This is a genomic window from Brevundimonas sp. GW456-12-10-14-LB3 (assembly GCF_059424365.1).
In genome coordinates this window covers 1-12,272 of record NZ_JBWKZJ010000018.1, presented here as the reverse complement: position 1 = coordinate 12,272, position 12,272 = coordinate 1, and the positions used below count along the sequence as shown (strand labels likewise).

The 12,272-nt window shown below is 66.0% G+C and carries 11 protein-coding genes; 2 read left to right on the top strand and 9 right to left on the bottom strand.

Annotated elements, in window-relative coordinates:
- Positions 1 to 110: 110 nt before the first annotated feature.
- The gene (locus AC07XS_RS09145; RefSeq protein WP_054766656.1) at positions 111 to 497 is read left to right on the top strand and encodes a DUF983 domain-containing protein; all 387 of its coding nucleotides are present in this window, start codon (positions 111 to 113) and stop codon (positions 495 to 497) included.
- A 25-nt stretch (positions 498 to 522) separates the two neighbouring features.
- Here AC07XS_RS09145 and AC07XS_RS09140 read toward each other — a convergent pair whose 3' ends face one another.
- The 9 genes from AC07XS_RS09140 to AC07XS_RS09100 all read right to left on the bottom strand — a co-directional run bounded on the left by AC07XS_RS09140 (position 523) and on the right by AC07XS_RS09100 (position 9,041).
- Positions 523 to 882: a hypothetical protein gene (locus AC07XS_RS09140; RefSeq protein WP_182714246.1), complete on the bottom strand. Its 360-nt coding sequence runs from the start codon at positions 880 to 882 to the stop codon at positions 523 to 525.
- Complete coding sequence (hmgA, locus tag AC07XS_RS09135) at positions 879 to 2,177, bottom strand: homogentisate 1,2-dioxygenase (RefSeq protein WP_321208049.1); 1,299 nt, start codon at positions 2,175 to 2,177, stop codon at positions 879 to 881. The genes AC07XS_RS09140 and hmgA overlap by 4 nt, the downstream gene beginning before the upstream one ends.
- An 87-nt stretch (positions 2,178 to 2,264) precedes the next feature.
- Positions 2,265 to 3,428 (bottom strand): acyl-CoA dehydrogenase family protein, encoded by a 1,164-nt coding sequence (locus AC07XS_RS09130; RefSeq protein ID WP_182714248.1) that lies wholly within the window; start codon positions 3,426 to 3,428, stop codon positions 2,265 to 2,267.
- A 239-nt stretch (positions 3,429 to 3,667) separates the two neighbouring features.
- Entirely contained in the window at positions 3,668 to 5,452 is a 1,785-nt protein-coding gene (locus AC07XS_RS09125) for an acyl-CoA dehydrogenase C-terminal domain-containing protein (protein ID WP_054766659.1), read from the bottom strand.
- Between the two features lie 3 nt (positions 5,453 to 5,455).
- On the bottom strand, positions 5,456 to 5,938 hold the full coding sequence (locus tag AC07XS_RS09120; protein WP_054766660.1) for a MerR family transcriptional regulator: 483 nt from the start codon (positions 5,936 to 5,938) through the stop codon (positions 5,456 to 5,458).
- Positions 5,939 to 6,119: 181 nt separating this feature from the next.
- Positions 6,120 to 6,536: a DoxX family protein gene (locus tag AC07XS_RS09115; protein ID WP_054766661.1), complete on the bottom strand. Its 417-nt coding sequence runs from the start codon at positions 6,534 to 6,536 to the stop codon at positions 6,120 to 6,122.
- A gap of 181 nt (positions 6,537 to 6,717) precedes the next feature.
- Positions 6,718 to 6,939: a helix-turn-helix domain-containing protein gene (locus AC07XS_RS09110; RefSeq protein WP_152950972.1), complete on the bottom strand. Its 222-nt coding sequence runs from the start codon at positions 6,937 to 6,939 to the stop codon at positions 6,718 to 6,720.
- An 8-nt stretch (positions 6,940 to 6,947) separates the two neighbouring features.
- Positions 6,948 to 7,475 carry a DUF2975 domain-containing protein gene (locus AC07XS_RS09105; RefSeq protein ID WP_182714249.1) on the bottom strand — a complete coding sequence of 176 codons (528 nt, stop codon included), beginning with the start codon at positions 7,473 to 7,475 and terminating at the stop codon, positions 6,948 to 6,950.
- Between the two features lie 123 nt (positions 7,476 to 7,598).
- Positions 7,599 to 9,041: a protein adenylyltransferase SelO gene (locus tag AC07XS_RS09100; protein ID WP_182714250.1), complete on the bottom strand. Its 1,443-nt coding sequence runs from the start codon at positions 9,039 to 9,041 to the stop codon at positions 7,599 to 7,601.
- A gap of 283 nt (positions 9,042 to 9,324) precedes the next feature.
- Between AC07XS_RS09100 and AC07XS_RS09095 the strand changes: the two genes are divergently transcribed.
- On the top strand, positions 9,325 to 11,967 hold the full coding sequence (locus AC07XS_RS09095; RefSeq protein ID WP_321208050.1) for a TonB-dependent receptor domain-containing protein: 2,643 nt from the start codon (positions 9,325 to 9,327) through the stop codon (positions 11,965 to 11,967).
- Positions 11,968 to 12,272: the final 305 nt, after the last annotated feature.

Genomic DNA, 12,272 nt, shown 5'->3' with positions numbered 1-12,272 from the left:
GCCATGACCCGAAAGCTCTTTAATCGCGGTTAACCGGCCTTCACCGGGATTGTACGGATAGGACGGTTCGTCCGCGCGACAGGACGGACGATCTGGCGCATCATGGGGGCATGACCGATTATCCCCGCCTCAGCACCCTGAAGACCGGCCTGGGCTGCAAATGCCCGCGCTGCGGCCAGGGCCCTCTGTTCAAAGGGTATCTGACCCTGCGCGAAGCCTGTCCGAACTGTGGGCTCAGCTACGGCTTTGCGGACCCTGCGGACGGCCCGGCCTTCTTCGTCATGTCGGCGGTCGGCCTGGTCGGCATGATCCTGTTGATGGTCATCGACTTCACGATGAAGCCGCCCATCTGGGTCCACGCAGTCGTCACCCTGCCGATCCTGATCGCGCTTTGCCTGGGCTGTCTGAGGCCGTTCAAGGCCTGGCTGGTGGCGGAGCAGTATGTGCACAAGGCTGCTCCGCCGGAGTTCTCCAGCAACGGCAAGCACGGGGATTGAGGGCGGGGTGCTCGCCCCCTGCCCCTCAGTCGATGCAGAGGGTCGCGCCCGCCTTGCCGTCCTGGACCGGCGTGTTGCAGCCGAAGCGGTCGCTGGTCGCCTGACAGACGCCGGTTGCGGCGGTTCCGGGCGCGATCCCGCTGTTGCCCTCGATCCGGCAGTCGCCCTGGCACTGGTCGCCGTCGGTGCAGCGCTTGCCGGCGTCGGCGTAGTTGATCACGCACTGCCAGGATTGCAGCCGTCCGACCTGTTTCATCGTACCGCCGCGCGAGGCGCAGGCCGAGGCGTCGGCGCTCTGCATCGGGGCGTCGGAGCCCGCCGTGGTCTGCGCGGTGCAGGCGGCCGCCAGAAGGGCGGCGGCGGCGAGAAGAGGGATACGGATCATTCGATCTGTCCTTTGGCGAAGCCCGACCAGACGTCGTCGTAGTCGAGCTGCATCTGCGGCGATTCCGACGCCCATTTCGTGACCCGGATCGGCGCCCGAGTCTCGAACATGAAGGCCAGGGTGTCAGTGATCTTGTGCGGCTTCAGTTCCGCATTGATCGCACCCTCGTAGCTGGCCTGGTCCGGGCCGTGGCCGCTCATCCGGTTGTGCAGGCTGGCGCCGCCGGGGGCGAAACCGCCGGCCTTGGCGTCATAGGCGCCGGTCACCAGGCCCATGAATTCGCTCATGACGTTGCGGTGGAACCAGGGCGGGCGGAAGGTGTGTTCGGCCACCATCCAGCGCGGCGGGAAGATGACGAAGTCGATATTGGCCGTACCCGGCGTCTCCGACGGACTGGTCAGGACGGTGAAGATCGACGGATCGGGGTGATCGTAGCTGACCGTATTGATCGTGTTGAACCGCGCCGTGTCATAGCGGCAGGGCGCCAGATTGCCGTGCCAGGCTGCGACGTCCAGCGGGCTGTGGTCGAAGGTGGTGGCCCACAGGCGTCCGCCGTATTTCTGGACGCACTGGGTCGGGCGATCCACGTCCTCATAGGCGGCGACCGGGGTTTCGAAGTCGCGCGGATTGGCCAGGCCGTTGGCCCCGATCGGCCCCAGATCGGGCAGGCGGAAGGGGCTGCCGTAGTTCTCGCAGACATAGCCCCGAACGGGCCCGTCGATCTCGACGCGGAAGCGGACGCCGCGCGGGATCAGGACCACGTGGCCAGGCTGGGCCTCGATCACCCCCATCTCGGTGACGAAGCGATGCGCCCCCTGCTGGGGCACGATCAGCAGTTCGCCGTCGGCGTCGTAGAAGACCCGGTCCGTCATCGACCGGTTTGCGACATAGAGGTGAACGCCCGCCCCGGCCCCGGCGTCGGGATCGCCGGCGCCGCCGTAGGTGACCAGACCCTCGACCCAGTCGGTCGCGGTCTCGGGGATCGGCAGCGGGTCCCAGCGCATGCGGTTGGGGTTGGGCGGGGTCTCGTCAAACGGACCGGAGCGGACGCGCCCCTGGTCGAAGGCCACATAGGGGCCGTGCTGGGCCGAGGGGCGCAGACGGTACAGCCAGCTGCGCCGGTTCTCGGCGCGCGGAGCGGTGAAGGCCGTGCCGGACAGCTGTTCAGCGTACAGGCCCATCGGCGTCTTCTGCGGCGAATTCTGGCCCTGCGGCAGGGCGCCTGGCGCGGCCTCGGTCGCGAAATGATTGCCGAAGCCGGTCAGATAGGCGGGCGCGTTGGATCGCGTCGTCATGTGCATGTCTCCCTTGGCGGGAGGTTTAGAAGGTTCGGCCGCAGGCGTCATCCACTCGTCTGCGACATGGGACGACGGAGAAGACCGTCAGAGCGTCCGCGCGATCAAGAGCTTCATGATCTCATTGGTGCCGCCGTAGATCCGCTGGACCCGGGCGTCCTTGTACAGCTGGGCGATCGGATATTCGTTCATATAGCCGTAGCCGCCGTGCAGCTGCAGCATCTCGTCGATCGTCTCGCCCTGGATGTCGGTCACCCAGTATTTGGCCATGGAGGCGGTGGCGGCGTCCAGCTGGCCCTTCAGGTGCAGGCCGATGCAGTGGTCGACGAAGACCTTGGCGACGGTCAGCTTGGTCTTGACCTCGGCCAGTTTGAACTGGGTGTTCTGGAAGTCGATGACGCGTTTGCCGAAGGCCTTGCGTTCCTTGACGTAGGCGAGGGTGGCCTCCAGCCCGCGCTCGGCGGCGGCGACGCCCTGGACGGCGATGTTCAGCCGTTCCTGGGGCAGTTGCTGCATCAGCTGCACGAAGCCCTGGCCCTCGACCCCGCCGATGACGTTGTCGCCGGGTACCTTCACGTCGTTGAAGAACAGTTCGGAGGTGTCGTTCCCCTCCATGCCGATCTTGTGCAGGTTCCGGCCGCGTTCGAAGCCTTCGGCGCCGTCCGTCTCGACCACGATCAGGGACGTGCCCTTGGCGCCCTCGGCCGGGTCGGTCTTGGCCACCACGATGATGAAGTTCGCCAGCTGGCCGTTGGTGATGAAGGTCTTGGAGCCGTTGACGACATAGCCGTTGCCGCTCTTGATCGCCGTGGTCTTGACCCCTTGCAGGTCCGAGCCCGCGCCCGGCTCGGTCATGGCGATGGCGCCGACCAGTTCGCCGGAGGCCAGACGGGGCAGCCAGCGCTTCTTCTGCTCCTCGGTGCCGTAATGCCAGATGTAGGGCATGACGATCGCATTGTGCAGGCTGATGCCGAAATGGTCCGCGCCCTTCCAGCCCAGCTGGCGCATCAAGACGACCTCGTGCCGATAGTCGCCGCCAAAACCGCCGTCCTCTTCGGGCAGCGACAGGCCGAGCAGACCCGCCTCGCCCGCGTCGTTCCATAGCTGGCGCGGCACCGAGGAGTCGGCGATCCACTGCTGCACCTTGTCCAACGGCGCGTGCTCGTCGATCCATTTGCCGACGCTGTCCGAGAAGAGGGTGATCTCCTCTTCCTGCATGAAATCGGGATCAGGGCTGCCCAGCACGTTCATCGGTTTTGTCCCTTGTCTCTATGATTGCAGTTGGGCTTCTGCGTCCCAACCGTCAGGTCTTGGTGTGGATTGCGACCACCACTGAAGGCCGGCCGCAATCCATTTCTGACGAAGCTCGGCGTGTGTCGCCTTGGCGTCATCGTAACCAAAGTGTGTCCCGCAGCAGGGGCAGATTTCGAACGACTGTGTCGGTTCGAAATCCAGCTCCCATTTGCAGACAGGACAGGCCGCCACAGTCCTCAGAACGCCTCGACCGGCATGGCCATCAGCACGTCCGCGCCGGTCTTCATCTTCTTCAGATGGGCTTCGGCGTCGGGCAGGATGCGCTCGACGAAGTAGCGGCCGGTCTGAAGCTTGGCGGCGTAATAGGGGTCGGTCGAACCGGCCTCGATCTGGGCCTGGGCGACCTTGGCCATCAGCGCCCACATATAGGCCAGGGCCGTCAGGCCGAAGACGTTCAGATAGTCGGTCGAGGCGGCGCCGGCGTTGTCCGGATTGGCCATGCCGTTCTGCATCAGCCACATGGTGCCTTCCTGCAGCTTGGCCTTGGCGTCGGCCAGGCCGTCGACGAAGGGCTTCAGCGTTTCGTCGCCGCCGTTCTCCGCCACGAAGGCGTCGATCTCGCCGAACCAGGTCATGATGGCGCGGCCGCCGTTAGCGGGCAGTTTGCGGCCGACCAGGTCCAGGGCCTGGATGCCGTTGGCGCCCTCATAGATCATGGTGATCCGCGCATCCCGCAGGTACTGCGAGGCCGGGAAGTGTTCGGTGTAGCCCGAACCGCCGTGGACCTGCATGGCCAGGGAGGCGACGTGGAAGCCCTTGTCGGTCAGATAGGCCTTCAGCACCGGCGTCAGCAGGCCCATGTAGTCCTTGGCCTTGGTCGCCACGGCCTCGTCTTCCGACTTCTCCAGATCGGCGTGAAGCGCGGTCCACAGGATGAAGGCCTGGCCGCCTTCGACGAAGGCGCGGGCCTCCAGCAGCATGCGGCGCACGTCGGGATGGACGATGATCGGGTCGGCGGGGCCTTCCGGGTTCTTCGGCCCGGTCAGGCTGCGGCCCTGCAGGCGGTCCTTGGCGAACTCGACGGCGGCCTGATAGGCGGCGGTGGCGATGGCCAGGCCCTGCAGACCCGTACCCAGGCGAGCCTCGTTCATGACCACGAACATATTGTTCATGCCCCGGCCTTCCTCGCCGATCAGCCAGCCCTTGGCGCCGTCGTACTGCATGACGCAGGTGGCGTTGCCGTGGATGCCCATCTTGTGTTCCAGACCGGCACATTCGAGCTTGTTGCGCTCGCCCAGCGAACCGTCCTCATTGACCAGATATTTGGGCACGACGAACAGCGACAGACCCTTGATGCCGGGCTGGGCGCCTTCGATCCGCGCCAGGACGGTGTGGATGATGTTGTCGGAGAAGTCGTGCTCGCCCGCCGAGATCCAGATTTTCTGGCCGGTGATGGAGAAGCTGCCGTCGTCGTTACGCACGGCCTTGGTGCGTACCATGCCCAGGTCGGTGCCGCACTGGGGCTCGGTCAGGTTCATCGTGCCGGACCATTCGCCGGACACCATCTTGGGCAGGTATTTGGCCTTGATCTCGTCCGAGGCGCTGGCATGGATGCCGGCATAGGCCGAGGCGGTCAGGCCCGGATACATGGAGAAGGCCGCCGAGGCGCCGGCGGTCATCTGACCGAAGGCCGAGGCGACGATCGAGGGCATGCCTTGGCCGCCGTAGGCCGGATCGGCGGCCAACGCCATCCAGCCGGCTTCCGACATGGCCTTATAGGCTTCCTTCCAGCCCTTGGGACCGGTCACGACGCCGCCCTCGGACCAGTGGCAGCCTTCCTTGTCGCCGGGGTTGTTGATCGGGGCGATGACCTCGTCGGCGAACTTGGCGCCTTCCTCCAGGATCTGGTTGACCAGGTCCGACGAGACGTCCTGGAAGCCAGGTTGGTTCGTGTACCGGTCGATCTCCAGCACCTCGTTGAGGATGAAGGTGAAATCGCGGACGGGCGACTTGTAGGCCATGGATCAGGCTCTCGCTTTGAAGGGGTGGTGGTGGTCTTGGTTGAGACGCGCGCGCAGCAGCTTCTCGTAATCTTCGGCGCCGGGCAGCAGGTCGGGACGGTGCTCGCTCAGCTTGGACTCCATCCAGGCGCAGGCGTCCTCGGCCGTCTGAATGGCGCCTTCGATGTCTTCCAACTGCTGTTTCAAGGCCGCGATCTGGGCGCGGTGACGCCGCAGGGCCACGGCCATCTGATGGACGTTGTGATCCTTGCGGTCGTACAGATCCAGCATCTCCTGGATCTCCTGCAGGGTGAAGCCGATGCGGCGCCCCCGCAGGATCAGCTTCAGACGGGCGCGGTCGCGGGCGTCATAAACGCGGGTCTGACCCTTGCGCGCAGGGGTCAGCAGACCCTTGTCCTCATAGAAACGCAGCGCCCGCGCCGTGGCGTCGAACTCGCGGCACAGCTGGCGAATGGAATAGGTGCGATGGTCGTCGGCGGTGGCCATGAAGACACCATAACTTGACGTGCGCGTAAAGGAAAGAGTTTACGTGCGCGTAAGGGTAAGCTTTTCGTCGCCGCCCCTCCCTCGCGGCGCGCTAGGCAAAGAAAAGCCCGGAGCCTGGGGAAGGCTCCGGGCGCGACACGCCGGGGCGGAGGGGGGAGAGGCCCCGGCGATCGATCCTGTTTCAGGCGCGCCGCCGTCCTAAGAGGACGGGAACGGTGAGCGCCAGGAGAATGAGGTTCACCACCGCCAGGCCGATGTCGCGGCTCAGGGCGTGGACCATCAGCATGGTCGCCTCCATCACGATCAGTCCGGCCGAGGCGCTCAGCAACAGAGGGCGCCCCACGCGCCAGGAGATCAGCGGCGCCAGAACGCTCAGACCCAGCGCCATCTCCACTAAGCCCAGTCCGCGCACCATATTTTCCGGCGCGACCGCAGGCCAGCCCATCAGGGCGATCAGATTGGTCATCGGCTCGGTCAGCTTGGCGTAACCGGCGGCGATGAAGAACATCGCGATCCAGCCCTGGAAGGTCCACAGTGTTACGTTCTTGTAGACGGAGCGGGTGCGCGACTGGGCGACGGGCAGAGTGGTGGAGGTCATCGGGGAGCGCCTGATTGGTAACAGTTGCGAGATCGGATCGAGCAACTCCGTTCGCAAGGGGTATGTAGCGCAGCCGATGCATTTTGTCATCGCCGGATGACATCAGTTGATGACATCGGCTGATGACTTATTGTTTCTGTGACATCCACGCTACAGGCGACCCGTCGCCCTTCCCTGAGGATCACCCCTCTTCCGACTGAGGTCCCGGCGTCTGGACGATCAGATCGCCCGGCTGGCAGTCCAGCTCTCTACAAAGGGCGTCCAGGGTGGAGAAGCGCACGGCGCGGGCCTTGCCGGTCTTCAGGATCGACAGATTGGCCATCGTCACCCCGACGCGGTCGGACAGTTCGGTCAAGGACATGCGGCGCTCCAGCAGCAGCCGGTCCAGTTGGATCATGATCATGGCGCGCCTCAGACCGTCGCCAGCTGTTCGTCGCGCATGGCCGAGCCCTGGCGAAACACCTCGGCCAGGATGAAGACGACCAGAATGCCCAGCCACGATCCTAGGCTGAAGTCATAGTCGGAAACCGACTCCCCCATGACGTGCGGCGCCACAAGAGCCAGCATCAAGGCGGTGAGCTGGATACCCATCAGGCCCAGCCCCACGCCCTGCAGCCGCTTGACGTTGGCGAACTCGAAGGCGTCGCCCTGATTGACCGAAAGCAGGATGCGGCGCAGTCGGTTGATGATCCACCAAGTGAAGCCGCAGGCCAGGAAGGCGCCGAGCAGGGTCAACCGTTCCGGCCAGTGCAGGTCACGCGCGTCGCTGCTGTCGAGGTTCCTCATTCCGTCGACGAACCCCGCCGCAAAGTCGGGCGATATGATGCTGGCGGCCAAGCAGATCGCCATGATGCCGGTGGCCAGCATGACGAAGACGTTGGCGAACCCCAGGCACCAGCGCAGGGCGCTTGAGATAGAGTATTTTCCGATCAGTCTCATGTCGAACAGCCCTTTCTTCGGCGTCGCCCTCCGCAGCGCCTTAGTGACTATCGATATGGATTTATCGAGAAGCAGGCAATATCTTTATCGATAAACGAGATGAAGCTTTCGTAAGGTTCTGCATCAGGCGGTAAAGCCCCAGCCTATCCGCGCGGCCTCCAGCCGGGCCAGCTTGGCCTGGAACGGCGCCCAGTCGTCCTGAGCGTCTATCGCGGCCCAGATCGCCTCGACCTCCTCGATCAGCATTTCCTCGGGTTCGCGGGCGGCGAACATCGGATGCTCCAGCCGTTCGATCCGGTCGGGCTCGTGCGCCATCAGGGCGAAGCGGAAGGCGTCGAAGGCCTCGCCCTGGTACAGTTTGGCGCGCGGACCCGACAAGGCGCGCGCGGCCGAGGCGAAGCCGCCGAACCAGTCGAAGAACAGCGGCTCCCAGCGCAGCCCCTCCCCGCCTTCGCGCAACAGGGCCAGGGCCGTGTCAACCAGCCTCTGGTCCGCCGCCTCTCCCAGGCTCAGCACGCCGAACCGCATCAGAAAGGCCGCGCGCAGTTCGCGGATATAGGCGGGGCCGAAGCCGTTCAGGGCGTCGGTCAGGGGCTCGACCTCGGCGACCAGTTTCAAACAGCCGGCCAACTGGGTCAGGTTCCAGAACACCGCCTCCGGCTGGCGGGCGAAGGCGTAAAGGCCGGTCTGGTCGAAATAGGCGGCGGTGAAACCCGGCTGATAGGACGGCAGGAAGCGCCAGGGGCCATAGTCGAAACTCTCGCCCGTGACGTTCAGATTGTCGGTGTTGAGCACCCCGTGGACGAAACCCGCCGCAATCCAGCGCGCGGTCAATTTGGCCGAGGCCTCGACGACGGCGCGCAGCAGGCCCGGCGCGTCCCCCGCCGCGACCTGTGGGTGATACAGGCTGCGGACGTGCGCGATCAGCGCTTCGATATGATCGACCCGCCCCAGATAGGCGGCGCGCTGAAAGGTTCCGAACCGAACATGGCTGTGCGACAGGCGCGCCAGGACGGCCGAACGGGTCGGCGACGGCTCGTCGCCCCGCTCCAGCGCCTCGCCGGTCTCGATCAAGGAGAAGGCGCGGCTGGTCGGAACCCCCAGGGCCTCCAGCATCGCGGCCGCCAGAACCTCGCGCACCCCGCCTTTCAAGGTCAACCGACCGTCGCCGCCGCGCGACCAAGGGGTCTGGCCCGATCCCTTGGTTCCCAGATCCAGCAGACGGGGCCGCTCGCCGCGCCGCGCGGCCGTCGCCTGCGGCGTCTCCCACATCTGGGCCGCCAGAAAGCCGCGCCCGTCGCCCAGGTCGGGGTTATAGTGACGGAACTGATGGCCGTGATAGCGCATCGCCAACGGCCCCGGCTGGCCCGGCAGGGGTTCGAACCGGCCGAAGGCGGCGATCCATTCGGCCTCGCTCAGGCTGTCCAGCCCCACCTCGGCGGCGGCGCGCTGATTGCGGAAACGCAAATCGGCGTTGGGAAAGCGCGCGGCCTCCACGGCGTCGGCGAAGTCCGGCCCCAGATTGAAAAAGACGGGAGCGGGGCGGTAGTCGGCGTGGACGGGCATGGCGGTCAGTTGCGCCCGCCTGGACGCTTTCGCAAGGCGCGGACTCGTCGCTGATCGGCTGAAGACTGACCTAGCGTCAAAATTTTCTGTCTCTTCCGTGTCACAGAAGGGCCGAACTAGGGCGAAAAATGGTCGCGGGTATCAGCGCTCGCTTGTCGTTCGGCGGGAAGCAGGCTTAGCCTCACCTTACTGAACGCGCCTCCACGCAGAGGCGCGTCGATTGGGAAATAGGAAACGCTTCGGTCGCCCCGCGACCGAGCTTCAGAGCCGGGAGGACGCTTCGTTGCGCCACACTAACCGCTACCTCAGAACCACCGTGTCCGCCGCCGTGGTCGGCGCCGCCGCCTTCGGCTTCGCCGGCATGGCCGCCGCCCAAGAGGCGCCGGCGACCGTGGATGACATCATCGTCACCGCCCAGAAGCGCGAACAGAGCCTGCAGGACGTGCCGATCGTGGTCACCACCCTGTCGCAGGAGGTGCTGGACGGCGCGGGCGTGCAGGACATCAAGGATCTGCAGATCCTGACCCCCGGCATGACCGTCACCTCGACCCAGTCGGAAGCCTCAACCACCGTCCGTATCCGCGGCGCCGGCACCGTGGGCGACAACCCGGGCCTGGAAAGCTCGGTCGGCGTGGTCATCGACGGCGTCTATCGTTCGCGCAACTCGGTCGGCTTCGGCGACCTGGGCGAACTGAGCCGCATCGAGGTGCTGAAGGGGCCGCAAGGCACCCTGTTCGGCAAGAACACCTCGGCCGGCGTCATCAACATCATCACCGAACGTCCGTCGTTCGACCCGTCGATCTCGGCCGAACTGACCGCCGGCAACTACGGCGCCGTCGGCGGCTCCGTCTCGGTGACCGGCGGCCTGACCGATCAGATCGCCGGCCGCCTGTTCGTCGCCCATCGCGAGCGCGACGGCTTCTATGACGTCAATCTGGGCGACGGCCCCCGCACCCTGACGGAAGACAACACCCAGGACTACTGGACCGGCCGTGGCCAGTTGCTGATCCTGCCCAGCGACGAGGTGTCGATCCGCCTGATCGCCGACTACACCAAGCGCGACGAATTCTGCTGCGCCGCCGTCCAGACCCGCGTCGGCCCGACCCAGGCCTTCATCGCCGCCCTGACGGCGCCGAACGGCCCCGGCCAGCGTCCGCCGGTCGCCGGCTTCGGCACGGTGCCCTTCAGCCGCACCGCCTATTCGAACCGCGAGACCCCGCAAGAGATCGAGGACATGGGTCTGTCGGCGGAGGCCACCATCGACCTGCCCAGCCTGAACGCCACCCTGACGTCCCAGACCTCGTGGCGCGACTGGTCGTTCCAGCAGGGGATGGACCTGGACTACACCGGCGCCGACATCCTGTACCGCGCCAATGACGGCTCCAACGGCTATGGGGTCGGCAACCTGACCCAGGAACTGCGCCTGGCCGGGACGACGGACAAGTTCGACTGGCTGGTCGGCCTGTTCGCCACCAAGGAGGAGGTCTATCGCGACGACAGCTATGTCTACGGCGCCGACTACAACGCCTTCGCCTCCCTGCTGCTGACGGCCTCCCTTCCCGCCTCCGTGGGCGGCCCCAGCCCCAGCCGCCTGGGCTGTTTCACCAATCCCCAGGGCTTCCTGGTCGGCACGGCCGGTCCGGCCGCCGGACAGCCGCTCTGCGTGATCGGCGCCGTGCCCCCCAGCGCCGCCGCCCCGACCTTCGGCACGGGCAAGGCCTATGAGGACCACTATTCCCAGAAGTCCGAATCGGTCGCCGTCTTCACCAACAACACCTATCGGGTGACGGAGGCGTTCGAGATCAACCTGGGTCTGCGCTACACCTATGACAGCAAGCGCCTGCTGGGCCTCCAGGACAATCTGGGGACCAACGGCGCGGCCTGCGGCGGCGCCCTGGCGAACCAGAACCCGGCCAATCGCGCGGTCTCGCCCATCCCCGGCACGGCCAATGTCGCCACCCCGACCTCGGCCCTGGGCCTTCTGTGCCTGCCCTGGTCCAACCCGCTCTACGACAACCGCCGCATCCAGGAGAAGTTCAGCGATACGGATCTGAGCGGCACGCTGAAGGCCTCCTACCGCCTGAATCCCTCGGTCATGGGCTATGTCTCCTACGCCCGCGGCTACAAGGGTGCCGGCTATAATATGGACCGGGTGCAGACGGGGGTGACGCCGGACGCCTCGCTCTTCTTCGACGCCGAGACGGTCGACAGCTATGAGGCCGGTCTGAAGACGACCCTGTTCAACCGCACCATGCTGTTGAACATCACCTACTTCGACCAAAAGTTCGAAAACTTCCAGCTGAACACCTTCCTGGGCACCGCCTTCGTGGTGGAATCGATCCCGGAACTGACCTCGCGCGGCGTCGACGCCGACATGGTCTGGTTCACCCCGATCGAGGGCCTGTCCTTCCAGGGCGGCGTCACCTACACCGACGCCAAGTACGGGGACTTCACGGCGGCGGACCTGTCGAACCCGGCGCGTTTCGCCCAGCTCTCGCTGCTGCCGGGCGCCCGCGCCTCCTTCGCCCCGGAATGGTCGCTGACCGGCGCCCTGGCCTTCGACCGCTCGCTGGGCGGCGGCCTGCGCGGCGGCTTCAACCTGTCGGCCAAATATTCGACCGAGTACAACACCGGCTCGGACCTGCTGCCGTACAAGAACCAGGAGGCCTTCACCGTCGTGAACGGCCGCATCACCATCGGTTCGGAAGACGAGCGCTGGACCGTGGATGTCTGGGGTCAGAACCTGCTGGAGGAGGAGTACACCCAGGTGGCCTTCGCCGCCCCGCTGCAGGGCACGGCCTTCACCAACACCACCACGCCCCAGGCGGACGGCACCTACTATAACATCGCCACCGACACCGCGACCTACAACGCCTATCTGGGCGCCCCGCGCACTTGGGGCGTGACGCTGAAGGTCAAATACTGATCGTCTGAACCGCCGCGGCCCCAAGGGCTGACAGGGCGGAACGACGAAGGGCCGACCGGGAAACCGGCCGGCCCTTTTTCTTTGCAGGGGGACGGGATGGCGGCGGAGGCGGCCGCCGCCCCTTCGACCGGAAGGCGCTTACTCCCCTTCCGTCATCCTCGGTTTGCCCCCGTCATCCTCGGGCTTGACCCGAGGATCGAGGGGGCCGCCGCTTGTGCGAGACCCCGGACGCAGCGTCCGATCCGGGCCCGATCCTCGGGTCAAGCCCGAGGATGACGGGGGGGGGGGGGGCGGCGGGGGGTTTG

Bases quoted from the DNA above. Each gene is read 5' to 3' on its own strand.
- AC07XS_RS09105 (WP_182714249.1), bottom strand. From the start codon at position 7,475: ATGAGACTGATCGGAAAATACTCTATCTCAAGCGCCCTGCGCTGGTGC.
- AC07XS_RS09140 (WP_182714246.1), bottom strand. From the start codon at position 882: ATGATCCGTATCCCTCTTCTCGCCGCCGCCGCCCTTCTGGCGGCCGCC.
- AC07XS_RS09125 (WP_054766659.1), bottom strand. From the start codon at position 5,452: ATGGCCTACAAGTCGCCCGTCCGCGATTTCACCTTCATCCTCAACGAG.
- AC07XS_RS09100 (WP_182714250.1), bottom strand. From the start codon at position 9,041: ATGCCCGTCCACGCCGACTACCGCCCCGCTCCCGTCTTTTTCAATCTG.
- AC07XS_RS09110 (WP_152950972.1), bottom strand. From the start codon at position 6,939: ATGATCATGATCCAACTGGACCGGCTGCTGCTGGAGCGCCGCATGTCC.
- hmgA (WP_321208049.1), bottom strand. From the start codon at position 2,177: ATGACGACGCGATCCAACGCGCCCGCCTATCTGACCGGCTTCGGCAAT.
- AC07XS_RS09120 (WP_054766660.1), bottom strand. From the start codon at position 5,938: ATGGCCACCGCCGACGACCATCGCACCTATTCCATTCGCCAGCTGTGC.
- AC07XS_RS09145 (WP_054766656.1), top strand. From the start codon at position 111: ATGACCGATTATCCCCGCCTCAGCACCCTGAAGACCGGCCTGGGCTGC.
- AC07XS_RS09130 (WP_182714248.1), bottom strand. From the start codon at position 3,428: ATGAACGTGCTGGGCAGCCCTGATCCCGATTTCATGCAGGAAGAGGAG.
- AC07XS_RS09115 (WP_054766661.1), bottom strand. From the start codon at position 6,536: ATGACCTCCACCACTCTGCCCGTCGCCCAGTCGCGCACCCGCTCCGTC.